This window comes from Brevibacillus sp. NRRL NRS-603 (assembly GCF_003013445.1).
Lineage (GTDB): Bacteria > Bacillota > Bacilli > Brevibacillales > Brevibacillaceae > Brevibacillus > Brevibacillus formosus.
The window spans coordinates 1-22,023 of sequence record NZ_PXZN01000005.1 but is presented as its reverse complement, the minus strand read 5'-3'; the positions used below and the strand labels follow the sequence as shown (position 1 = coordinate 22,023).

Annotated in this window: 23 protein-coding genes; 11 read left to right on the top strand and 12 right to left on the bottom strand. The window is 46.8% G+C overall.

What is annotated here, in order from left to right; genetic code table 11:
* The first annotated feature begins 18 nt into the window (after positions 1–18).
* The 3 genes from C7R94_RS01620 to C7R94_RS01610 are packed head-to-tail and all read left to right on the top strand — an operon-like array spanning position 19 to position 1,510.
* The gene (locus C7R94_RS01620) at positions 19–192 is read left to right on the top strand and encodes a hypothetical protein (RefSeq protein ID WP_233220445.1); all 174 of its coding nucleotides are present in this window, start codon (positions 19–21) and stop codon (positions 190–192) included.
* A 37-nt stretch (positions 193–229) separates the two neighbouring features.
* Positions 230–1,090, top strand: coding sequence for an S-layer homology domain-containing protein (locus C7R94_RS01615; protein ID WP_106778190.1), 861 nt, complete (start codon positions 230–232; stop codon positions 1,088–1,090).
* 27 nt (positions 1,091–1,117) lie between these two features.
* Entirely contained in the window at positions 1,118–1,510 is a 393-nt protein-coding gene (locus tag C7R94_RS01610; RefSeq protein ID WP_106778189.1) for a VOC family protein, read from the top strand.
* Positions 1,511–1,551: 41 nt separating this feature from the next.
* On the opposite strand, the gene C7R94_RS01605 is transcribed toward C7R94_RS01610, so the two are convergent.
* Both C7R94_RS01605 and C7R94_RS01600 read right to left on the bottom strand, forming a co-directional pair.
* Entirely contained in the window at positions 1,552–3,066 is a 1,515-nt protein-coding gene (locus tag C7R94_RS01605) for a PH domain-containing protein (RefSeq protein WP_233220450.1), read from the bottom strand.
* Positions 3,067–3,068: 2 nt separating this feature from the next.
* Complete coding sequence (locus C7R94_RS01600) at positions 3,069–3,560, bottom strand: PH domain-containing protein (protein WP_106778187.1); 492 nt, start codon at positions 3,558–3,560, stop codon at positions 3,069–3,071.
* Positions 3,561–3,868: 308 nt separating this feature from the next.
* Between C7R94_RS01600 and ahpC the strand changes: the two genes are divergently transcribed.
* Together ahpC and ahpF are read left to right on the top strand one after the other, a co-directional pair.
* Positions 3,869–4,432, top strand: a complete 564-nt coding sequence (gene ahpC, locus C7R94_RS01595; protein WP_016741021.1) for an alkyl hydroperoxide reductase subunit C — start codon at positions 3,869–3,871, stop codon at positions 4,430–4,432.
* 14 nt (positions 4,433–4,446) lie between these two features.
* Entirely contained in the window at positions 4,447–5,976 is a 1,530-nt protein-coding gene (gene ahpF, locus C7R94_RS01590) for an alkyl hydroperoxide reductase subunit F (protein WP_106778186.1), read from the top strand.
* Positions 5,977–6,025: 49 nt separating this feature from the next.
* Here ahpF and C7R94_RS01585 read toward each other — a convergent pair whose 3' ends face one another.
* From C7R94_RS01585 to C7R94_RS30485, 3 genes are all read right to left on the bottom strand, one after another.
* Positions 6,026–6,856: a prohibitin family protein gene (locus tag C7R94_RS01585; protein WP_047070781.1), complete on the bottom strand. Its 831-nt coding sequence runs from the start codon at positions 6,854–6,856 to the stop codon at positions 6,026–6,028.
* An 86-nt stretch (positions 6,857–6,942) separates the two neighbouring features.
* Positions 6,943–7,158 carry a hypothetical protein gene (locus tag C7R94_RS01580; RefSeq protein WP_106778185.1) on the bottom strand — a complete coding sequence of 72 codons (216 nt, stop codon included), beginning with the start codon at positions 7,156–7,158 and terminating at the stop codon, positions 6,943–6,945.
* Between the two features lie 13 nt (positions 7,159–7,171).
* Positions 7,172–7,321, bottom strand: a complete 150-nt coding sequence (locus C7R94_RS30485; protein WP_206767977.1) for a zinc ribbon domain-containing protein — start codon at positions 7,319–7,321, stop codon at positions 7,172–7,174.
* A gap of 428 nt (positions 7,322–7,749) precedes the next feature.
* On the opposite strand from C7R94_RS30485, the gene C7R94_RS01570 reads away from it, so the two are divergent.
* The 3 genes from C7R94_RS01570 to C7R94_RS01560 all read left to right on the top strand — a co-directional run bounded on the left by C7R94_RS01570 (position 7,750) and on the right by C7R94_RS01560 (position 9,592).
* The gene (locus tag C7R94_RS01570; RefSeq protein ID WP_106778183.1) at positions 7,750–8,016 is read left to right on the top strand and encodes a CD3324 family protein; all 267 of its coding nucleotides are present in this window, start codon (positions 7,750–7,752) and stop codon (positions 8,014–8,016) included.
* 83 nt (positions 8,017–8,099) lie between these two features.
* Complete coding sequence (locus C7R94_RS01565; RefSeq protein WP_106778182.1) at positions 8,100–8,858, top strand: MBL fold metallo-hydrolase; 759 nt, start codon at positions 8,100–8,102, stop codon at positions 8,856–8,858.
* Complete coding sequence (locus tag C7R94_RS01560; protein ID WP_106778181.1) at positions 8,855–9,592, top strand: class I SAM-dependent methyltransferase; 738 nt, start codon at positions 8,855–8,857, stop codon at positions 9,590–9,592. Before C7R94_RS01565 ends, C7R94_RS01560 begins: the two co-directional genes overlap by 4 nt.
* 58 nt (positions 9,593–9,650) lie before the next feature.
* On the opposite strand, the gene C7R94_RS01555 is transcribed toward C7R94_RS01560, so the two are convergent.
* From C7R94_RS01555 to C7R94_RS01530, 5 genes are all read right to left on the bottom strand, one after another.
* Positions 9,651–11,492: an ABC transporter ATP-binding protein gene (locus tag C7R94_RS01555; RefSeq protein WP_106778180.1), complete on the bottom strand. Its 1,842-nt coding sequence runs from the start codon at positions 11,490–11,492 to the stop codon at positions 9,651–9,653.
* Position 11,493: 1 nt separating this feature from the next.
* Positions 11,494–13,224, bottom strand: coding sequence for an ABC transporter ATP-binding protein (locus tag C7R94_RS01550; RefSeq protein WP_106778179.1), 1,731 nt, complete (start codon positions 13,222–13,224; stop codon positions 11,494–11,496).
* A gap of 473 nt (positions 13,225–13,697) precedes the next feature.
* Entirely contained in the window at positions 13,698–14,114 is a 417-nt protein-coding gene (locus C7R94_RS01540; protein ID WP_106778178.1) for a VOC family protein, read from the bottom strand.
* Positions 14,115–14,194: 80 nt separating this feature from the next.
* On the bottom strand, positions 14,195–15,502 hold the full coding sequence (locus C7R94_RS01535) for an FtsW/RodA/SpoVE family cell cycle protein (protein WP_106778177.1): 1,308 nt from the start codon (positions 15,500–15,502) through the stop codon (positions 14,195–14,197).
* Positions 15,499–15,831: a PadR family transcriptional regulator gene (locus tag C7R94_RS01530; RefSeq protein WP_106778176.1), complete on the bottom strand. Its 333-nt coding sequence runs from the start codon at positions 15,829–15,831 to the stop codon at positions 15,499–15,501. Before C7R94_RS01530 ends, C7R94_RS01535 begins: the two co-directional genes overlap by 4 nt.
* A gap of 167 nt (positions 15,832–15,998) precedes the next feature.
* Between C7R94_RS01530 and C7R94_RS01525 the strand changes: the two genes are divergently transcribed.
* The gene (locus tag C7R94_RS01525; protein ID WP_106778175.1) at positions 15,999–17,258 is read left to right on the top strand and encodes a hypothetical protein; all 1,260 of its coding nucleotides are present in this window, start codon (positions 15,999–16,001) and stop codon (positions 17,256–17,258) included.
* A gap of 52 nt (positions 17,259–17,310) precedes the next feature.
* A complete protein-coding gene (locus C7R94_RS01520; RefSeq protein ID WP_158264645.1) occupies positions 17,311–17,793 on the top strand; it encodes a GyrI-like domain-containing protein in 483 nt (160 codons plus the stop codon).
* A gap of 58 nt (positions 17,794–17,851) precedes the next feature.
* Here the strand turns inward: C7R94_RS01520 and C7R94_RS01515 are convergent, their stop codons facing one another.
* Both C7R94_RS01515 and C7R94_RS01510 read right to left on the bottom strand, forming a co-directional pair.
* A complete protein-coding gene (locus tag C7R94_RS01515; protein WP_106778173.1) occupies positions 17,852–19,237 on the bottom strand; it encodes a hypothetical protein in 1,386 nt (461 codons plus the stop codon).
* Positions 19,221–19,763: an RNA polymerase sigma factor gene (locus C7R94_RS01510; RefSeq protein WP_106778172.1), complete on the bottom strand. Its 543-nt coding sequence runs from the start codon at positions 19,761–19,763 to the stop codon at positions 19,221–19,223. Before C7R94_RS01510 ends, C7R94_RS01515 begins: the two co-directional genes overlap by 17 nt.
* A gap of 218 nt (positions 19,764–19,981) precedes the next feature.
* Between C7R94_RS01510 and C7R94_RS01505 the strand changes: the two genes are divergently transcribed.
* Entirely contained in the window at positions 19,982–20,920 is a 939-nt protein-coding gene (locus C7R94_RS01505) for an ABC transporter substrate-binding protein (RefSeq protein ID WP_106778171.1), read from the top strand.
* The last annotated feature ends 1,103 nt before the right edge of the window (positions 20,921–22,023 follow it).

The following is a 22,023-nucleotide window of genomic DNA, read 5'->3' as shown; positions in this document are numbered from 1 at the left end:
GATATAGGATGAGTGTGAATGCCCATTCCGGATATGATCCTGACGGAAAAAACACACTTGCAGCAAAAGCCTTTTACCAAACCGCCGACCATCGAGGCTTCGTCTGGCGAGTTTGACTCGCTCTATATCGTCACATCTATACTTGCACAACACCTTCCCTTTCTAGCACCGGATAGTATACTAGAAGGATAATCCTTACCATTTCATAGAAAAAAAGAGAGGAGAACATATGAAAGTCATCACGGTATTACTTGCACTCATTCTGGGGTTATCCGGTATTTATCCTGCGGTTACACATGCTGCACCGAAATTTCAAGATGTCGATCCAAAGAAATACGGTTGGGCCATGAATTCGATCTCCTTTATGGTAGATAAGGGGGTTGTTAGCGGTTATCCTGACGGTCGCTTCCAGCCTGAAAGATTGGTAGACAAAGCGGAAATGACTGTCATGATCTATCGCCTGTTTGATCGTTATAGACCGTATAAAGCTAACCAAAAGACAGATTACAGCGGCTATCGCATTGAGCGATTTGCCGACGTGCCCAAAAATCACTGGGCGTACACAGAGATCAGCTCGATCGTCACAAGAGACTGGTGGAACGCTGTCCGCTATTCGTCCAACGGCTACCTTTTTTCCCCAGACACGAAGCTAAATCGAATTGGTGCGGCAAACGTCCTGCCCGTCTTTATGTTAGAAAACCAAGACATTCCAGCGGCAGAGGTCTTACAAATCCTTTCTGGCATGCGGGATATTCCCATCATCTTGAGTCCGTATTCGCTTGACCCAAACTCGCCTGGAGACCTTTTCCAGGAGGATGGCCGATACAGCGAAGATGGGAGAGACCAAACGAACATCCTGTATCCGCTTCTCTTTGGCCAAGATGGTGATGAAATATTGTTTACGGATGACTACAGCGGAATCCTCGGAACCAATCTCGCCCTCTTGCAAAAAACAGGGATCATGACGGCATGGAATGGAAAGTTCGAGGGTGGAGAAATGCTGACTCGCGCGGAAGCTGTCACTATTTTGCACAGATTTTATACCTATTTGAAACAATCAGGAACACTCAGCCAATACTCGAGTAAATGAAAAACCTGTGGAAAGGAATGAAATGATATGGCGATCAAAAAACTGGAGCATGTAGGATTGATGGTAAAAGATTTGGAGGCCTCGATTGCCTTTTACACTGAAGTGATTGGGATGGAGCTCAAAGGAAAGCTCGCTCATTCCAACGGAGTCATTACGCTTGCTTTTCTTGGATTTCCGGGAAGCACAGAGACAGAGCTGGAGCTCATTCAAGGATACAGCGATTCACTTCCGGCAGAGGGCAAGGTCCATCACCTGGCGTTTGCTGTGGACAACCTCGAAGCTGAAATCGACCGTTTGAAGCAACTTCATGTAACCTTTATCGATCGGGAGATAACCACGTTGCCGAACGGCTCGCGTTATATGTTCTTCAAAGGTCCAGATGGAGAATGGCTGGAGCTGTTTGAAAGCACAAGAACGTAGAGGGAAAAGGTTCTCCTTTTCCTTCTACGCCCCCTCTGCTTCTATTCTACTTTGATCTCTTTTCTACGTCCCATATACCACTGAGAAAACCCTTCCGCCAACTCTAACGGCACATCTGTTACCCCTTTATGACTCACTGGTTTGGCCCGATTGACCGTTTTGATCGAAGCAAGCCCTAGCTGCTTTTGCAGGAGGCCTCTTTTGACGTTGACCTCAATAATCTTTTCTCGTTTGGAGACAAATAAAGTCGTAGTTAGGCTCCCTGTTTGGAACTGAATAAAATGATCATTCAAAGTGTATCGGGTGTTGTGGAATTCAATGACTTCGTAGGCCAGGATGAGCAGTGTCAACGTAATGGATATGATCCACCACGCTTGCTCCCACCCCCAAATATTCGGCTTGAAATAGGAAAGCGCATCTGTGCCTATGATCCAAATCCAGCTCGATCTGACCAAGCGAACCCATAACGATTTTTTGGGAAGACTCGTCATTTCTTCCGTCACTTCATAAGCAGGCAAAATTTCAGAGATCATCTCATACGCACGTTTTACCGGTAAAAATGGATAGAGTGAGCTGACATCCTGTTTATCTTTATCGGAATCACTATCCCCGCCGACAACCGTCAGCTTGACTTCTGCAAGACCCAACATGCGCTTTAACAAGGATTGCTTGATTTTAATCGCTTGCACTCTCTCTTTTGCGATGGAAAAAGCTGTTTCTTCAATGACTCCTTTAGCAATGTAAATCCGCTCATGATCCGACGAAATCTCGTATTTTCCGTAACGAATATAGGTCGTAACCATGCCGAATACGATGGATAGGACGAGTAGTCCAACGGCTGTCAGCGTGATAAATGTCCACGAGCTTGTAATCAGCGAATAAATGCCTACTACCTGCTCCTCCACGTCAATATATTCAGTTAGCTTGAAATACGCCCATACCAGTAACGTAATCATCCCGAGAAAGCTTAGAGAAGTGAAGGAAGCCTTGATAATCTCTTTTTTCGTTGGCGTAAAGTGAATGATTCGCTCAGGAGTGGCATACGGCTTACCGTTTTCCCCCGAAAAGGTCGCGTCTCCTTCTTTCCCTTCAGCTTCAGGCTCTTTCCCTAATCGCATTCCCTGTTTCGTGTAAGCCTCCAGTCGATCTGCTTCGTTCAGAGAAATCACCGCGAATTCCACGGAAGAATCATCCCCAACCATCCCTGTTTCAAATCGGATAGAAGTCACTTTGAAAATCCGATGCAGCAACGTCGTATGTCGATTGACGTTTTGGATTTTGGTAAAGGGAATGGTTTGCTTTTTCTTCGTAAAAATCCCTTGGTAAAGATGGAAAGCCGTCTCATCCAGCCGATACTTGTACGAAACCCATTTCAGAAGCAGATAGACCAGCATCCCTGCTACATAGATGTAAAAAACTATTCTCCCGTACGTAATGAATGCGTTCGTCGAGTCATAATTGAACACAAACAAAATCAGTGCAGGAAAAAACAGATGCTTTACTTGGATGATGAGATCAAAAAGGATAGTTAGGGGGTGGTATCGTTTTGCTTCCATCACTACTCCACTTCCTTTAATTTGGCGTAGTGAGCAATCTGTTCTCTTAATTGAGCAGCGATATCCCCCGGCAATCCTGGAATTTCGTGCGAGGAGCCCATCGTTTTTATCGAGATGGTGTACAGTCCGTATTTTCGTAAAATCGGTCCTTGTTTCGTTGAGACTGCTTGGATTTTCGTCATAGGGACAAGGAAATGTCTCTCTGTGAGCACCCCGAATTTCATTTGCAGGAAATCCTCATCGATATCATACCGCCAGCTTTTATATAAAAAATACGGCTCTACAAAAGACCAAATCGTCGCGATCACACCGATAACGAGCAATCCGTGCAGACCCCATCCGATCCATTCCTTCCAGGCAAAACGATTATCTAGATAATAAAGAAGGGCCAAAATAACAAGCCCGATCACAACCGTAATCGCCTCGGTAATAAGCTGTACCTTGAATGCATCCTTTGACAGGCATTTTTGCGGTGCGCTAATTGGGGATGGCATATCATCACTCCTGTATGTTTATTCCGCTGTCCATTCGCTCTTTATTTCATACGTAAAACAATCCGCCCGGTTTCTACGGACGAGTCGTCAATTTTTCGCACAGCAAGCGAATACTCTAATGCCGTTCGAATCATACTAAATAATGGTTAAAACGTCTTGTAAAAATTATCACATTATAATCATTATAAAAAACTTGACTTACTGAATCATTTATTAAATAATAATCATTGTAAATTATATTCAAGCATGCCTCGTTACGGTATGTCCTGAATATGTAAATACAAAAAACATATAAAGGAGCTAACACTATGTCACTCATCGGAACTGAAGTATTGCCTTTTAAAGCACAAGCATTCCAAAAAGGTAAATTCCTCGAAGTAACTGAAGCAAACTTCAAAGGTCAATGGAGCGTAGTTTGCTTCTACCCAGCAGACTTCACTTTCGTTTGCCCTACTGAACTCGAAGATCTGCAAAACCAATATGCAACTTTGAAAGAACTCGGTGTTGAAGTTTACTCCGTTTCTACAGATACTCACTTCACTCATAAAGCATGGCACTCCAGCTCTGAAGCAATCAGCAAAGTAGAATACATCATGATTGGCGATCCTTCCCATGTTATCTCCCGCAACTTCGACGTATTGATCGAAGCGGAAGGTTTGGCAGATCGCGGTACATTCATCATCGACCCAGACGGTGTCATCCAAGCTGTTGAGATCACTGCAGGTGGCATTGGCCGTGATGCAAGTGCTCTGATCAACAAAATCAAAGCAGCACAATATGTTCGCAACAATCCAGGTGAAGTTTGCCCAGCTAAATGGCAAGAAGGTGGCAAAACCCTGAAACCAAGCCTTGATCTCGTAGGCAAAATTTAAGGTTGTGATATAAAATGGCCCTTGACCAAGAAATCAAAGCGCAACTAGAACAATATCTCGAGCTCTTGGAAGGCGATATTGTACTCAAAGTCAGTGCAGGCACGGATGAGGCATCCTCTGAGATGCTTGCACTGATTGATGAGCTAGCAAGCATGTCTTTGAAGATCAGTGTGGAGAAAGCAGAACTCACTCGCACACCTAGCTTTAGCGTAAACCGTGTCGGCGAAGATACTGGCGTTGTTTTTGCCGGTACTCCGCTGGGTCACGAATTTACTTCCTTGGTATTGGCTCTCTTGCAAGTTAGCGGAAGAGCTCCAAAGGTCGAGCAAAGTGTCATTGATCAAATCAAAGACCTTCGTGGTGAATATAAGTTCGAATCTTACATCAGCTTGAGTTGCCACAATTGTCCAGATGTTGTCCAAGCTCTGAACTTGATGAGTATCTTCAATCCTGGTATTACTCATACAATGATTGACGGTGCCGTATTCAAGGACGAGGTAGAGAGCAAAAACGTGATGGCTGTGCCAAGTGTTTTCCTCAATGGTGAATTTTTCGAAAGCGGCCGTATGACCGTGGAAGAAATTCTCGCCAAACTGGGTTCTGCTCCGGACGCATCCGAGTTTGAAAATAAAGACCCTTATGATGTGCTTGTTGTGGGCGGTGGCCCAGCAGGCGCTAGTGCCGCGATTTATGCAGCACGCAAAGGGATTCGTACTGGTCTCGTTGCTGAACGTCTTGGCGGTCAAGTCAATGACACATTGGGCATTGAGAACTTCATCAGTGTAAAATACATTGAAGGTCCTCAGCTCGCAGCCAACTTGGAAAAGCAAGTAAAAGAGTACGGCATTGATGTCATGAAGCTGCAACGTGCCAAGCGTTTAGAGAAGAAGGATCTGATCGAAATTGAACTCGAAAACGGCGCTGTTCTGAAGAGTAAGACAGTCATCTTGTCGACAGGTGCTCGTTGGCGGAATCTGGGTGTACCAGGTGAAGCAGAGTTCAAGAACAAGGGTGTAGCTTATTGCCCTCACTGCGATGGTCCTTTGTTCATCGGCAAAGATGTCGCAGTTGTTGGCGGCGGTAATTCAGGTGTGGAAGCAGCGATTGATCTCGCAGGTATTGTGAAACATGTAACCGTTCTGGAATTCTCGCCAGAGCTGAAAGCTGACGCAGTATTGCAAAATCGTCTTTACAGTCTGCCGAATGTCACTGTGCTCAAAAACGTTCAAACCAAAGAAATTACGGGTACGGATAAAGTAAACGGCATTTCTTACATCGAACGTGAGACAGGCGAAACCAAGCATATTGAATTGCAAGGTGTGTTTGTACAGATCGGTCTGGTACCGAATACAGATTGGTTGGGCGACACGATTGAGCGCACTCGCTTTGGTGAGATCGTAGTAGACAGCCATGGTTCTACAAACATCCCTGGTGTTTTTGCTGCCGGTGATTGCACGAACAGTGCTTATAAACAGATCATCATTTCGATGGGATCTGGTGCTACTGCGGCTCTGGGAGCTTTTGACTATCTCATCCGCAACTAAGAACAAAGCCACTCCTCTTCAAGGGAGTGGCTTTGTTTTATTTATTCGGTTATGGGGTACCCACGTTGATAAACGGAGTAGCTCCACCTGTTACGTTCGGCAGCTTTCCATCCCATTTGCGGATGGCTTCGAGTTGGGCCTCGATCTGTCTGAGCTGAATCAGCTCTGGCGTAACCTCTTGCTTTTGCAGCCGCAACGCTTGTGCCTGTGCTTCTGCTCTCGTGATTTCTTGCTCTTTTTCGATCTTGATCCGCTCCAGGTCCAGCTTCGATTTGAGCGCTTGCTGCTCAGCTACCTGCTTGGATTCAATAGCGCGGTTGAATTCATCACTGAAAGTAAACTCGCGAATATTGATTTCGTCGAGGATGATGTTATAGTTTGCCAGTTTCTTATGCAGGACTTCTTTTACCTTTTGGCTGACCTCGGAACGCTTGGATACCAGTTCCTCTGCTGTGTATTGAGCGGTCACGGCTTTAAATGATTCGGCAATGGCAGGATCAACAATTCGGCTATTGTACTCCAATCCCACTTGCTGATACAGTTTATTGACATTTTCTGCATCCAAATGATGGTTAACAGCAATTGTCGTAGACACGGTTTGCAGATCACGCGAAGCGGAGGTCTGGCTCATTTCTGATTTTTGCACCCGCACTTCCATCGGCACCACGGTTTGGATAAACGGAATTTTAAAATGCATGCCCTCTTGCAGCACTTTTGGCTGTACCGCTCCCAGTTGCAGCACAACCCCACTATGCCCTGCGGAAATAATCGTAAAAGATTGCGTGCCAAGCAAGACCAACGCAACCAGTATCACAATCGTTGCGATCAGCTTTCCTCCTGCTTGAAAGGGACTCATTTTTACAACATTTTTGTCGCTCATACTCGTCCTCCCTCTATCTATACATGCTCATTCATGTATACGAGAGAGTGGGCTGTAAGTTTCAAGAAATTTATGAAAAATACATGTCATGAGCGCTCTGCTCTCGAAGCTTCTAAAAGAACGTGGGCCATTCGCTCTGCCTCGATTTTGCATAGCTCAAATTCAACTTCACCAGATACATGCGAAATCAATTGGATGACTTCTTCACACCCGTGATTACATATTAAAAACTGCCCCCACCGCACTTCCGAACGCGGTACCTTGCGGGCGGAAAAGCCACTCTGAAAACCGCCAAGACTCATGTCATTGCATCTCCTATCCGAAAAACAAATCTACAATATTCATCGTCGACGAAGAATTTCGTTTATACATCTCACTATAACCGCAATTCACGCAACTGATTACATCATACACCTGGTACTGGACATTCAACATGCGCGATAAGCCACCACCTGTAGCTGACATCTGTGTCACAGTTGTACTCGTGCAGCCACATTTTATACATCCTCTTCGTCCACTATTGCGATCTGACGAAGCTCTCCCTTGCCTTGTGCACCTGCACTGGTTGTTTTGATCGAGATTTTCATTGCATATTCCGCATGCTCTAAGCACCCTACCACCTCAGTTCATTCAATTAGCCACATCTCCCTCATCATACCCTTTATTTGGAAAAGGAAGCAAAGAAGATTGTTGAAGGAACTCCCCTTTCTCACTACTATAGAAACAAGAAGGGAGATGATTCAAATGCTAGACCCTTATGTACGAAGAGCGGAATGCGGCTCTGAGCAAAGAGTTCCCCTTGCTCTTGGTTCAGAGCCTTCCCAATATTGAGTTGAGGATCTCTTTGCTCACCTATATACGCACATCACGCTATATAGACAGGAGCAAAGCAAATGAAATACAAAAATGCACAAGACTTATTGCCAGACGATCTGCTGCGGCAAATTCAGCATTATGTACAAGGAAGTTACTTGTACATCCCGATTCACCACAAAAACAAACGACAATGGGGCGCCTCCACTGACACAAAGCAATGGCTAAGCGAGCGCAATCAGGCTATTTGGCAGGCATATCACGAAGGGGCTTCTGTCAAAATGCTCGCCAAGAAACATTACTTGACCGAGCACAGTATTCGGCGCATTATTCGTGGACATAAATGAGGCAGAGAAAAGGTCGACCGTGTGTCTGCTCTATTCTTGCGTTACACTCCTCTTTAAGATCAGTCAGTCAGGAGGGACAACGTATGAACCAGATTCACTTTCTCGCCATTTCGTTTATGTACAATGGATCTGCACAGGTCATTACCCCGGTGCTGTTGCAGGATGAGCATGAACTGATTCTTGTGGACTGTGGGTATCCGGACTTTTTGCCTCTGCTTCAGGAAGCCGCCCACAAGCAACAGGTTACACTCGACGACCTTACGAAGGTCATTGTGACACATCACGATATGGATCACGTCGGTTCTTTGGCAGCGTTAAAAAGAACCTATCCGCACCTCGAGATCATCGCCTACGAAGCCGAAGCACCGTACATCGCCGGACAAAAGACATCTTTGCGATTGGAGCAGGCGCAAGCAACACTGGGCCATCTGTCCTCGGATGAAAAGCAGCACGCGAAGGAATTTATTCGCTTTTTGCAGTCCATCGAGCCCACATCGGTTGATCGAACCGTAACGAATGACGAACGCCTTCCTTGGTGCGGCGGCATCGAGATCATTCACACACCTGGACATATGCCGGGACATATTTCGTTGTATTTGATCGCGAGCAAAACGCTGATTGCCGGTGATGCTGTTGTCATCGAAAACGGTAGACTCGAAATCGCTAATCCGTCCTATACGCTGGATATGCAGGAAGCGCTTCGCTCTGTCCGCCGCTTGCTCGATTATGACATCGAGCAGTTGATTTGCTATCACGGTGGAGCGTTTCGGGGGGACGTCAAACAAGCGCTGCGGGATCTACTCCAAGGCTACGACCCGACCCGGGAGGTTTTGCACGGATGAAACAGAACAAATACGATGAGCAAGGTTTTTTCACCACATACAGTCAAATGGCCCGTTCGGTTGAGGGACTGACCGCCGCGGGAGAATGGCACGCGTTCCGGGAGCTACTGCCTTCCCTTCGCGAGAAAAAAGTCCTCGATCTAGGCTGTGGCTTCGGCTGGCACTGCCGATATGCGCGTGAGCAGCAGGCCCGCTCCGTTGTGGGTGTGGACCTTTCCGAAAAAATGCTGGCGCGTGCCAAAGAGACGACAACGGACCCTGCCATCGAGTATCTTCGTCTTCCGATTGAAGACATTGATTTTGCTCCAGAGGAATTCGACGTCGTCATCAGCTCCTTGGCCATCCATTATGTGGAGCGCTTTGACTTGCTTTGCCAACGTGTTTATCACTGTCTTGCTCCTGGAGGTTCCTTCGTTTTCTCCGTGGAGCATCCCGTCTTCACTGCTCTGGCTGAACAGGACTGGCATTACGGACCCCAAGGCGAGCGCTTGCACTGGCCAGTGGACAACTATCAGCAGGAAGGCATTCGATATACTAACTTTCTGGGTCATGAAGTCATCAAGTATCACCGAACGTTTTCGAGCTATATGAACGATCTCCTTGCTGCCGGATTTCACCTAACAAAAGTCGCTGAACCTGGTCCTCCGGAAGAAATGCTGGACATACCCGGGATGCGAGACGAAATCCGTCGGCCGATCTTCTTGTTGATCGCCGCCAGCAAACCAGCATCCTAACCAAATAAAAAGCACCCCGTCCTCCACGTCATTTCCGTGTTTTGGACGGGGTGCTCTGTTATTCCCCAGCAGCCTCCAGATTTTTAAACTGGTTGTAAAACAATTGATAATAGGTGCCTTTTTGCTCGATAAGCTCGTCGTGACTGCCTTTTTCCACGATTTCTCCCTGATCTACGACCATAATCGTGTCGGCATCCCGAATCGTGTTAAGCCTGTGCGCAATGACAAAGCTCGTGCGCCCGTCCATAATGGTGAGGAGCGCATCCTGGATGTTCAGCTCAGTCCGTGTGTCAATGCTGCTTGTCGCTTCGTCGAGTATGAGCAGCGAGGGCTTGGCGAGTATGACGCGGGCAATCGCCAAAAGCTGGCGTTGTCCCTGACTCAGGTTGCCCCCATTTTCCGTCAGCATCGTATCATAACGCATCGGGAGCCGATTGATGAACACGTCCGCATTTGCCATTTTCGCAGCGGCTACTACCTCCGTATCTGTCGCATCCGGCTTACCGTACATAATATTTTCCTTGATGGTACCGGAAAACAAGTATGTATCCTGCAAAACAAAACCAAAGCTGCGCCGCAAGCTGTCACGCGAGTATTCTCGGATGTCTTTTCCGTCCAAATAAATCGTACCCGAGGTCACATCGTAAAACCGCGTGAGCAAATTCACAATGGTGGTTTTGCCTGCACCCGTCGGTCCGACTAGCGCGATAGTGCTCCCTGCCTGTGCCTCAAAGCTGATATTTTTCAAAATCAGTTGGTCTGGGCGATAACCGAAGCTGACCTGATCAAAAAGTACGTGACCCTTGGGCTGTGCAAGCACAGTGGCACCCGGAGAATCCAATGGCTCCTCTTGTTCATCCAATACCTCAAACACCCGCTCCGCCCCAGCAACACCGGATTGAAGCACATTGAAAATGTTCGCGAGGTCGTTCAACGGACGGACAAACTGGCGGGAATAACTGAGAAAGCTCGCAATCACACCGACTGTAATCCATCCTTTTACAGCGAGAACGCCTCCGACAATCGCTACCATGGCAAAGCCGAGGTTGTTGATCACGTTCATGATTGGCATGAGAAAGCCCGTCCAGACTTGTGCCTTCATCCCGATCTTGCAGAGCCGATCATTGATCGTCGTAAAGTCCTCAATGGCCTTTTGCTCATAATTGAAGGCCTGCACTACCTGAATGCCTGAAATCGTCTCTTCAATGTGCCCGTTTAGCTTGCCCAGCTCCATCTGCTGATTTTTGAACAGTACGCTCGTTCGTTTGGCAATCGTTCGTGTGAGCAGGAACACAAGTGGTACCGTGATCAGACATGCGAGTGTCAGGATCGGGGACAAGACGAGCATCATCACCAGCGAACCTAGTAATACGATCCCTCCTGACATCAGCTGCGTTGTAGATTGAGAGATGGAGTTGCTGACGTTGTCGATATCATTCGTGAGCCTGCTCATTAACTCCCCATGCGTACGCGCATCGAAATAAGCAATCGGCAACTTTTGCAGCTTGTCAAAAAGGGTTTGCCTCAGGTTCGTAACGATCCGTTGCGAGATGCCTGCCATCAACCAGCTTTGTAAAAACGTCAATGCCCCATCCAAGATGTACGAGCCGAGCAAGGCAAGAATGATGATAGACAAAAAGCTAAGAGCTTCCTCGCCACCTGTCATCGCATCAATCGACTTTCCGATCAAATAAGGCGCAGACAGCATGAGGAGTGCATCGACAAATACAATGACAAATACAATCGGCAGCAGCTTTTTTTCTTTGCCAAAAGCTTGCCAGAGCCTTTTTAGCGTACCCGAAAAATTCTTGGGCTTACTCACAGGACCTCTGGCAGCACCATGTCCAAAGCCTCGACCAGGTCTCGGTGAAAAGACAGGCTGTTGCTTCTGTTGACTCACCTTACTTCACCTCCCTGCCGACTTGTGACTGAAAGATTTCCTGATATACCTGACAAGAGGTCATCAATTCGTCATGCGTACCGATGTCAGCGACTTCCCCATTATCTAGCACAATGATTTTATCCGCATCCATGACTGACGTGATCCGCTGTGCGATCAGGATGCAGGTAAGGCCAGCCGCATAGGCTCGAATCGCATCCTTAATCTTCCCTTCTGTCGCCACATCTACCGCACTCGTGCTATCGTCGAGAATGAGGATTTCTGGCTTTTTCACCAAGGCTCTGGCTATGGAAATGCGCTGCTTCTGTCCTCCAGAGAAGTTGACTCCTCCCTGCCCTACGCGTGTCTCATAGCCTTCAGGAGTAGCGGAGATGAACTCGTGAGCCTGCGCCATGCGTGCCGCCAGCTCGACCTCCTCGTGGGTCGCCTCTGCCTTTCCCCAACGAATGTTTTCCAGCACCGTGCCTGTAAACAGCATTGTTTTTTGCGGCACAATCGCCATTTTTTCGCGCAACCGCTTGGGCTCGATGTCTCGTACATCCATGCCATCGACCCGAATCGTTCCTTCCGTTACATCATAAAACCGTGGAATCAAGCCAACCAAACTGCTTTTTCCAGCTCCTGTCGACCCGATAATCCCGACGGTCTCCCCAGGCAGACAAGTAAACGAAATCTGCTTGAGTACCGGCTGGCCGCCCTCTCCATCATACGAGAAGCTGACCTGCTCGAAGTCGATGCGTCCCTTTTTGCCTGGAAGCTCGTGAGGTTGTCCCTCTTTCCAGCTCATTTGGTTTACCTCGGCAAATACTTCCCCGATCCGTCCCGCTGATGCTTTAGCCCGCACAAACATGTTAAATACCAAGGAAATCATCATGAGTGAAAACAGGATTTGCGTCATGTAGTTCGTAAACGCGATGATATGTCCGACTTCGATGCTTCCTTGTTCTACGCCAAGCCCCCCAAGCCAGAGGACCGCGACAATTCCGAGGTTCATCGTCAGCATGATCGCTGGACTAAAGATAGACATTACCCGCGTAGCCGATACCGATTTGGATTGCAGCTCCTCGTTTGCCCGTGTAAACTTGCCACGCTCAAAATCAAAACGATTGAATGCTTTAACGACTCGTACGCCAGATAAATACTCACGCATCGCACCGTTCACCCTGTCGAGTGCTTGCTGTACCTTCAGGAAGAACGGGAAACCGATTTTCATATTCAAGAAAATAAACAATCCCACAATGGGTACGACAATTGCGAGAATCACAGCCAAATCCGCGTTCAATTGGGTTGCCATAAACAACCCGCCAATGCACATCAACGGCGCTTTGACGAATATTCGCATCATGCCGTTTACAAACATCTGCACTTGATTGACGTCATTGGTCAGACGCGTCACGAGCGAGGCTCTATCGAACTTGTTCAAGTTTTCAAAGGATAAGGACTGCACTTTGGAAAACAAATCTGCGCGCAGCTGCGCACCGAAGTTTTGCGAGACGTATGTGGCCAGCACATTGCGGATCGATGCCGCAACGGCACCGAGCGCCGTAACGAGCAGCATCAGCCCGCCTGTCTTGAGCACGTAATCCATATCCCTGTTTGCTACACCCGTATCGATAATGTGCGACAGGATCGTCGGCTGCAAAAGATCACATACCGCCTCCACAGCCAAGAAAAACATGGAAATCCCGGCGACTACGCCGTATTTTTTTATGTAGGTTAAGTAGAAGCGCATCCGTTCACCCCATCTGTGTTCCTACGTACAAGATAACGCTTAGCTAGCGAAATGTCACGAGTGATTGTCAAAATGAAAGTGTAGGACTAACAGGTTTTTCCTATCATCGTCGTCGAAATGATTGGCAATAGATTTTTAGTCGAATGGGAGAGGAAACGATGGCTCAATCACTGTTAAAAGGCATGGAAGGGGTTTTTATACCTGTGAAGGACCCCGATGCCTCTGCAAAATGGTATGAAGAAAAGCTTGGGTGCATACCTTTGTTTGTGGCAGAGGAGGCGGTCACGATGCTGATTTCCGATGAATCAAGCACCGTTATTTGTCTCGTCCGCGTAGAGAACCATCAGCCTATGACATTTCCGGAATGGGAATCCGCTTGGAATGTGCCAGTATTGAATGGACAAAAAGGGCAAAAAGCTGGAATCACTTTTACGATCCCATGCTTTTTGCCCTCATTTCGTTTACTCGGTCTTTTATTCCTGTGGAACAGCGCCTTGATCCATATACAAGAACTCCCACAGATGGCCATCCAAATCTTGAAAGCTCCAGCTGTACATAAAGCCGTGATCAACCGGGTCATTCGATGGAGTTGCGCCCGCAGCTAATGCTTTGTTTACAATCTCATCGACCTGCTCTTTACTGTCCGCAGATAACGCGACAATCACTTCGGTGCTTCTCGTTGTATCCGCCAGCTCTTTTTTCGTAAACGTTTGGAAAAACTCTTCCACGAGCAGCATGGCAAAAATGTTTTCGCCGATCACCAGGCATGCTGCATTTTGATCCGTAAATTGCGGGTTGAATTCATAGCCAATTGCTGTAAAGAAGTCGATCGATTTGTTGAGGTCCTTCACCGGTAAATTGACGAAAATTTGTTTGGATTGCAAAGCCATGTGTGATTCCTCCTCGGGTTTGTTTTTGCTTGATGTCTATATCCTAGCATTATCGATCGCCCGAGGCTTCTTATGGATTGCTATTTTGCCAGGAAGGTATGTGGCTTTCCGATTGAGCTTCTGTGCCGATGAACGCTTAGGGCGAGACCGAGGACGGTGAAATGAGCCAAAGAAGTCCCTATGTTGCCATAGCTGAGAAAAGGAATCTCTAGTCTCACGATTGGCAGCATGCCGGTTGACATCAGCAGTGGCCAAATGAAGAACAGGGAGAATAAAGGAACGATACTGACAACGAGATGCTTCCCATACGGCTCGTCCACTTCCTTGACGACCCGAGCCAGTCTCATTATAAACAGAGCAACGGCTAACAAGATCAAGATTCCCGCAATCCAGCCATAACTATGGATTAAGTACGTAAATTTGAAATCGGAGTCTAAATAAGGCATGCTCGGTAATGGAGCATTGAAACCCTTTCCCCAAAAACCTGCCGAGCGAATTGCTTCCATCGACGTTAGATATTCATATCCCCTTCCGAGCGGCTCTTTGGTCGGATGCACCCAGCCCAGCACCCTTCCTAGCGTGTATCTATCCAATAAACAGGCACCTGTCCAAACAAAAGCAGACACAATCACTAAATAGAGTTTTTCTTTCCGGGCGGTTTTCGTATACATCATGAGTATCATGAATCCAAATAGGTAGAGCATGAGGTCCATAAACGATCCAGCCATAACAAAGAGGCAAGCTGGCAACAAAACAAATACGGTCAGCTTGGAAGCTATGCTTCGAAATCGCCACGTCCTAGCAAGCAGCATACCCGCAATGCTTATGAGAAACAAATACATGGACATTGCCACAAAATCGATCTTAATCGAACTGCTAATGTACATATATGTTTTTCCATTCATTGTATGGCCGTACGCAAGAATGAGAAAAAACACGCCCACAGTCAACACGTACAAATGCAACGAGTACGGCAAAAGCTTCCGATAATCCGTGAAGGTAACAGCGAGCATCACCCCGATACCAAATAAGGTATAGAACCAGTATCTGTCCAGTTTAAACTCGATAAAACTGACCTGCATTCCATACATCGTAAACAGCCCAACAGCCAGGAAAGCCATCACATATACCAGAAGCCTCCACTCCACTTTGGGCTTATAAATCTGATGCAGCTGCTTCCCAATCGTAGCAGAATCCCCCATTTGCAAAATGGCTTGCCTTACCGCTTCTTCCTCTCCCAACCCCTCGTCCATCTGCTCATCCATCAACTCTAGCAAGTGACTTTCCAGCTCATCCCGAATTCTGCGATGCATTTCCGTTGCCCGCACATGTCGACATACTTGATCGAGATAATCTGCAATCAATGGATGTGTATTCGTCTGCTTCATGCTCTTCCCTCTCCTAACACCCGATCAATCCCATCGCGGAACGTATGCCACTCGTGCTTTTTCTCCTTCAATTGCCCGCGGCCTTCTGCCGTAATCCGATAGTATTTACGCTTCCTCCCATCCTTCTCATCCCAATACGCTTCCACATAACGCTCCGCTTCGAGTGCATGCAAGATCGGATACAACGTCCCTTCTTTTAGCGTAAACAGACCATTTGACTCCTTCTCGATGGCTTTCGCGATTTCGTACCCGTACATTTCCTTTCGATCCAGCATCGTCAAGATCAGGATCACGGTACTGCCTTTTAAAAGCTCCTTATTGATTTTCATAGTGCCTCCCGATTTAACCGCAAATACCTAGATAAACAATGCATCATAAATCTATGCATGTAATTATATCATCCAAATCTTGTAAGATCAACACATATGTAACATCCAGCTTTCGAGAAACGTCTACCTTCTACATACAAAAATGGAAAGAGAAAGTGATTTCACCTATGAAAAAGACCAAATACGCCAACATACTGCTAGCTCTAAGCCTTACTCTATCAATCGTTCCTTCTGTCGCACATTCCGAAAATGCCATCCGTTCAGATAGACCGGAAACGACAGTACTCAAGTACGTTCCGACAGAAAAAGAGATTCAGGTACCACCTGGACTAACGGAACCATTCTTCGTACCATTTGCAGGATCGAGTCCGAATGATCCCTATTACAAAGAGTTCAAGCAGAAATGGTTCCCTCATTTTGCCCTTGTTTCTCCTACCGGGAAAGTAATCGATCAGCAGGAAGCGTTATTATATCCAGGCTACATCAGTCCATTGCAAAACGGATATGGCTTCTTTCATATTATTACCCACTTTGGTAACAGCTCGTTTATTATTTTCGATCAACAAGGCAACACACAGGAAATAACCACCTATAACGATTCCTTCACGCAAATAGACGGAGAGTGGTTTTTGTATTCTCCCACAAGCTATACCTCTTATCTGTACAATGCTCGTACGAAAACATCCAAACAGATCACGGATGGGGCAATATTCACGATGACAAGTGAGCAAACAGGAGTAACAACTTACGACATTCATCACTACCCTTTTGTCCAATACAAGAAAAAGGATGGTATGATTCTCTCCTCCAAATTAGGATTGAAAGACATGAATGGCAAAATACACGCGAAGCCGTTCTTTGATGAGTACATGGGATACAGCGAAGGATTACATCGCGTGAAAATCAATGGCATGACCCACTTTATTACGCACGAAGGGAAAGTCGTGCTGAAGCCTTCACGAAATTACAAGGTGGAATCTAACTTCCATTCCGGTGTTTTTATCGTGTCAGGCAAAAAGGACAACGAAGAATTTTACTTATTGATGAATAAAAAAGGGACATTCGCTTCGAAAAAGTACGCTTTTTTGAAAGAGACGAGTGACGGACAGTTTATTGCTGTGTCGAGAACAAAGGGCGGTTATTTCTTCCAGAAAATCAATGCGATGGGCAAACCAACCACTACTCTCCCTTACAAGCTGGATAAACCAAATCAGCTCAAGCAATTGAAACAGACTGGCAAGCTTTTTCATACAGATACACAAATCCTTGCAGACGTGGCGAACAAGCAACCATTTCCGTTTCCGCACAAGCTGCTCACGCCTCCTAGAAAGGAAACCGTTTCTATGGAATATACGGTAGGCGGCAAGAAATATATCGGTACGTTTACGCATGATGGAACGAAGATATATGCCAGAGAGCTGAAATAGCTGCTGGATTAGCTCGGTTCCCGATTCTACTAGACGAAGGGACGTTATTTTCGTGAAGCCAACTATTCTCACCCGCGAGGAAACACTCGTAATTGGTATCACTTTTACCGCGAGTGTGACAGAAGAGTTGGACAAAAAGCTCTCCGCTACTACCACTGAAGCTTTGCGAGCTAGAAAAAGCGAGATTCACCATCAGGTTGGTGAGGGCGAATACCTGATCCAAATCTATCCTGACAAAGATGACTTCGATGCAGCGATAGATCCTTTTACCACAATTATTGGCGTCGAAGTTTCCAGCCCGGCCGATATACCTGAAGGGATGGTCAGCCACACGATTCCCACGGGGACATTTGCAAAAGTAACACACAAGGGACCTGAGACAAACTTGGGCGAGACGTATGGTTTTCTTTACGGGTCCTGGCTCTCTGAATCGGGATATGAGTATGCCGGATTTGATTTTGAGTATTGGGACGAGCGCTACAAGCCAGAGCAGGAAGACAACGAGATTGATATTTATGTTCCGCTCTTCAAATAAGAGACATAGTGAAAAACCAGGGAATCCTCTCCCTGGTTTTTCTGTTGTTTCGATGTTATTAACTACGCACCCACTCCCCTGTCAGCGCATCCACCATATAGAGCGGTGTGTCGTGATAATAAATATGATAGACGAGACGCGGTTCTAATTTTCCTGTAGTTGGATTCTCCATCAGCTTGTAGACCAATCGGAGCGGGCGATGGGTGACGTATACACTGGTCGCGTCTTCCCGTGACATTGCCTTGCTTTTGTCAGGAAGCTGCTTAGACTCCATCGTATACGTAGGATCGACCCCGATCACCTGTTTCCTTTTCACATCAAAATGAACCGTATACCCCCCTATAATCGGTACTCCCTGATGGGACTTGAAGAATTGATAAGTTTCGATGTTGCCTTTTCTAGCGGCAGAACCAAGTAGCAGTTCTTTGGTGTCTAACGGAAGATATTTCTGAAATTGCTTTGCTGCTTCTTGTACATTTTCCAGCTTCGGATGAGGGAGCTTTTCCTTTTTCCCATGGATATTTTCATACCGATAGTTCAGAATTTTTCCTGTATCTGTTACTACGGTCAGTTCTATTTTCTGTTTGGTTCGCGTTTCCATTTTGTACGTATGTACTACGTCTGAGTCTTCTTGAATAACGAAGGAAAACGGCGGCTCGAATCCCCACTCCCGAAAAAGTCTATCTGCTTCTTCGATGTCGGGAGCTACCAGCTTTATGCCTCCCGGTTTCACAGGAATTGGCGGCATATCTACTAGACTGTAATCGGGATGATAGCGTTCTGTGGGGTAAATTTCTCCTGTGATAGCATCAATGTCACCTGAAAAAGGAAACTCATATTGCAATCGCCCTTCCCACTCTGAATAGAGCAGCCGGGCGCTCTGTCCAAAAATTTGTTCTGCCTTTTTTACTGGCATTGCCTTTTTGGGATCAGGAAAGACCATGCCTGTCGTATCATTTGTCCGTACTTCTTTTTTATGATTCCTGCCCGCCTGGTCAATTGTAAATGTATATTGGTCTTCGAGAATCGGTATGTTGTTCACCGTCTTGTTCATCACGACGACACCTGTATCGGTATTGGATAACATACCATTCACCGCATATTGGCTTGCATCTCGCCCTGCCAATTCTTGCAGCAGCTTCTTCGCCTGCTCATATACAGGATGGGCGGGAAGCTGCGGACTACTTGTTGCCGTCACCTGAGGGTCCATGAGTTCGTTTTGCCCCATCCCAGCCATGATATACAGCCCAAAGCCAAAAGCGATCACGACTGCTGTCATCCCCGCTGTCAACGGATTCATGAATAGCCGTCTCCTCTTTCCAAGCCGACTCGTTTCTTCTTCCAGTACGTTACGTAAACTCTCTACAAACTCCTTACGTGGGGGTGTACTTTTTTGCAGAGTCGCTAACCGTTCCAGCATATCTCGTTCATTTTGCCAATCCACTGTACAACTCCCCCTTCTTCGTATGCGACAGTTTGCCATGCAACAGCTTCAGTGCCCGGTGCATCGTCGTTTTTACGTTTGACTCTGAACACCTCAGTATTTCGGCAGTCTCTTTGACGCTGTACTCTTTAATGCCACGCAGTATGACAACCATGCGGTAATGCGGTGGCAGTTCCTTGATCGCAGCGATCAATTCCTGCTCGTCCTCCCGGCTTTCCGCTTCCTGTGCCGGATTCCCTTGCGAGGCTGGCATCACGACAGACAGCCAGTCTCCTGACAACAGCTTTTGCCACTTGCGTTTTCGATAGTAATTCATCGCTGTATGCTTCGCGATCGCAAACAGCCATGTCTTCATTTCGGATCTCTCTTCAAATCGTTCAAGCGAGCGAATCATACGCAAAAAAACCTCCTGCGTCAAATCTTCTGCATCATTCTGACTACCGGCAAAGTACAGCAAAAATTGATACACATCATGATAATGCCGCTCATAGATGGCCATGACCTGATGTTTCATTTCTTCATACAAAGAAGCTCCTCCATTCTCTTGCTGTCGGCTGATCGACTACTTTTCTATGCGAAAATTTTCTTGGATACCCATTAGTGTCTTGCGCAGGAAAAAGGTTACAGCAGAATGTTTGAAAATGTTCAGGAATGCAACAGCGACGGATGGATCGGGTAGCCTATAATTTACATGAGTCCTGCTACTTTCCTGATAACACAAGAAGTAAGAACGGAGTGACCTGTATGTATAAACGGCTACTAGCTATCCCGATTGCCGCTTTGCTCCTCGTCCTGTCAGCCTGCGGCAATGGTGGACAAACGGGCGATTCAGCGGCATCGAAACCGACCAGATCGATCAATTACCTAGGCAACACTTATACAATTCCAGCCAGAACCAAAGAAATTGTTTTCGTTGGCTTCCCTGCTTCGTATGAAGATTCTTTCTTGCTGGGAATCCCGCCTGTCGCAGCTACGGTGGATAAAAACGGAAAGTTTCCTGCGGAATATCAAGCCATGATCAGAAATGCCAAGCATCTCCCTTATCATATTGCAGATAACGTAAATGAGCTGGTTGCCCTCGAACCTGACGTCATTATGACAACTGACAAGACCTCCAAGGAAGACTTGGCTAAATTGCAAACCGCTGCATCCGTCATTCCCGTATCTACCAACGGAGCTGATTGGCAAGAAAATTTGCGTCTGCTTGCTGATGTTCGTGGAAGAGACGACAATTTGGATACCTTTATAGGTAAAGTGAAGCAAAACACACAGGAGCTCCACGACAAGCTCGCCGCACTTCCAGAAAAGAAAGTGCTGACGCTGTGGTTCCAGGAAGGCTCCTTCTACGCCTATCCAAAGGAAGAACGGTACAATTATCTGTTATATACGGACTTAGCCCTGCCTGTCCCAGATGTCGTCGCGAATATTCAGGAGCGTACCGCTCTCTCTATGGATGCTTTGGCAAAAGAAGATCCCAACTACTTGTTTGTGATGGTCACCAAGGAAGACCAGCCCGCTTTCAAGCAATTGCAAGAGCAGCCTGCATGGACAAACCTAAGCGCAGTCAAAACAGGTCAAATGTACATGAATGCAGTTGAACCCGGGTTGGCTGGTGGCACGGCCTACAGCAACCAATCGTTTTTAAATGCGATTCGAAAACAGATGCTAAAGATGAGTGAATAAAAAGATGGGCTTCGCTCATACTATTCTCATCGAGCTCGGTGGTGTGTTTTCAATCATGCTGTAGTCCTTTACGGAGGCGATGTGCCATGGATGATTTACACGATCACCTAGTGAGTAAGGGAAACCGTACACTGCTTTAAGCTTCTAACTTCATACTGGAGGTAGATGCGTCGCACGTGATGATCGGTAGCACCTCAAAACTAACGAGCTCGATATATGCCGTCTCCTTTATGGAGGCGGTTTTATTTCTTTTAAAACACGTTTGTCGGGCGGTAGTGGTGGGGAGGAAACAGGAGAAAACGCTCAGCTTCTTGTCCCACCCGCTGGGGGATTCACTGCCCGACTCCATGCAAAAAGCGAAACCGCGTCCAAAGTGGCCTTTCAGGATGTCTTCTCAGAGGTGGACGCTTAAAGGCGTGTTTCGCTTTTTGCATTGCGTCTCGGTCGGTGTACCAAAGATCTTCGCTTTTTTCTCCTGTTTCCTCTACGAGCTTTCCGTGTTAAACGAGTTCTAAAAGCCTTAAAAGATGGAAGAATGTGATCTGATACGACAGAGAAGAATATTTCCAGACGGAGCGACTTGTGAAGTCCTACCAAGCGGAGAAGGGATTTGCGGGCAAAAGAAACGCAACCGTGCCCACGCGACGAAGCGGCTACCACTTTTGCGTTTCCCCGCAAATCCCTTCATGAGCGGACAGTCTCAACCCCCAGCAGGACGGAGCCTGGAGCCTAGACTGGAAATATTCTTCTCCCCACCGTAGCTACATAATTAGTGACCTTAAGTTGTTGCTGTAGTGCTGGGGAGGAAACAGGAGAAAACGCTCAGCTTCTTGTCCCACCCGCTGGGGGATTCACTGCCCAGCTCCATGAAAAAAAGCGAAACCCGCGTCCAAAGTCGCCCATTCAGGATGTTCCTCAGAGGTGGACGCTAAAAGCTTGTTTCTCTTTTTTTCATTGCGCCTCGGTCGGTGTACCAAAGATCTTCGCTTTTTTCTCCTGTTTCCTCTACGAGCTTTCCGTTTTAGACGGGTTTTAAATGCCTTAAAAGCTTGAAGAATCTATCTGTTACGCTTGAGAAGAATATTTCCAGACGTAGCGACTTG

Coding starts and splice junctions, on each gene's coding strand:
- C7R94_RS01620 (WP_233220445.1), top strand. CDS start 19: ATGCCCATTCCGGATATGATCCTGACGGAAAAAACACACTTGCAGCAA.
- C7R94_RS01615 (WP_106778190.1), top strand. CDS start 230: ATGAAAGTCATCACGGTATTACTTGCACTCATTCTGGGGTTATCCGGT.
- C7R94_RS01610 (WP_106778189.1), top strand. CDS start 1,118: ATGGCGATCAAAAAACTGGAGCATGTAGGATTGATGGTAAAAGATTTG.
- C7R94_RS01605 (WP_233220450.1), bottom strand. CDS start 3,066: ATGGAAGCAAAACGATACCACCCCCTAACTATCCTTTTTGATCTCATC.
- C7R94_RS01600 (WP_106778187.1), bottom strand. CDS start 3,560: ATGCCATCCCCAATTAGCGCACCGCAAAAATGCCTGTCAAAGGATGCA.
- ahpC (WP_016741021.1), top strand. CDS start 3,869: ATGTCACTCATCGGAACTGAAGTATTGCCTTTTAAAGCACAAGCATTC.
- ahpF (WP_106778186.1), top strand. CDS start 4,447: ATGGCCCTTGACCAAGAAATCAAAGCGCAACTAGAACAATATCTCGAG.
- C7R94_RS01585 (WP_047070781.1), bottom strand. CDS start 6,856: ATGAGCGACAAAAATGTTGTAAAAATGAGTCCCTTTCAAGCAGGAGGA.
- C7R94_RS01580 (WP_106778185.1), bottom strand. CDS start 7,158: ATGAGTCTTGGCGGTTTTCAGAGTGGCTTTTCCGCCCGCAAGGTACCG.
- C7R94_RS30485 (WP_206767977.1), bottom strand. CDS start 7,321: ATGTCAGCTACAGGTGGTGGCTTATCGCGCATGTTGAATGTCCAGTAC.
- C7R94_RS01570 (WP_106778183.1), top strand. CDS start 7,750: ATGAAATACAAAAATGCACAAGACTTATTGCCAGACGATCTGCTGCGG.
- C7R94_RS01565 (WP_106778182.1), top strand. CDS start 8,100: ATGAACCAGATTCACTTTCTCGCCATTTCGTTTATGTACAATGGATCT.
- C7R94_RS01560 (WP_106778181.1), top strand. CDS start 8,855: ATGAAACAGAACAAATACGATGAGCAAGGTTTTTTCACCACATACAGT.
- C7R94_RS01550 (WP_106778179.1), bottom strand. CDS start 13,224: ATGCGCTTCTACTTAACCTACATAAAAAAATACGGCGTAGTCGCCGGG.
- C7R94_RS01540 (WP_106778178.1), bottom strand. CDS start 14,114: ATGGCTTTGCAATCCAAACAAATTTTCGTCAATTTACCGGTGAAGGAC.
- C7R94_RS01535 (WP_106778177.1), bottom strand. CDS start 15,502: ATGAAGCAGACGAATACACATCCATTGATTGCAGATTATCTCGATCAA.
- C7R94_RS01530 (WP_106778176.1), bottom strand. CDS start 15,831: ATGAAAATCAATAAGGAGCTTTTAAAAGGCAGTACCGTGATCCTGATC.
- C7R94_RS01525 (WP_106778175.1), top strand. CDS start 15,999: ATGAAAAAGACCAAATACGCCAACATACTGCTAGCTCTAAGCCTTACT.
- C7R94_RS01505 (WP_106778171.1), top strand. CDS start 19,982: ATGTATAAACGGCTACTAGCTATCCCGATTGCCGCTTTGCTCCTCGTC.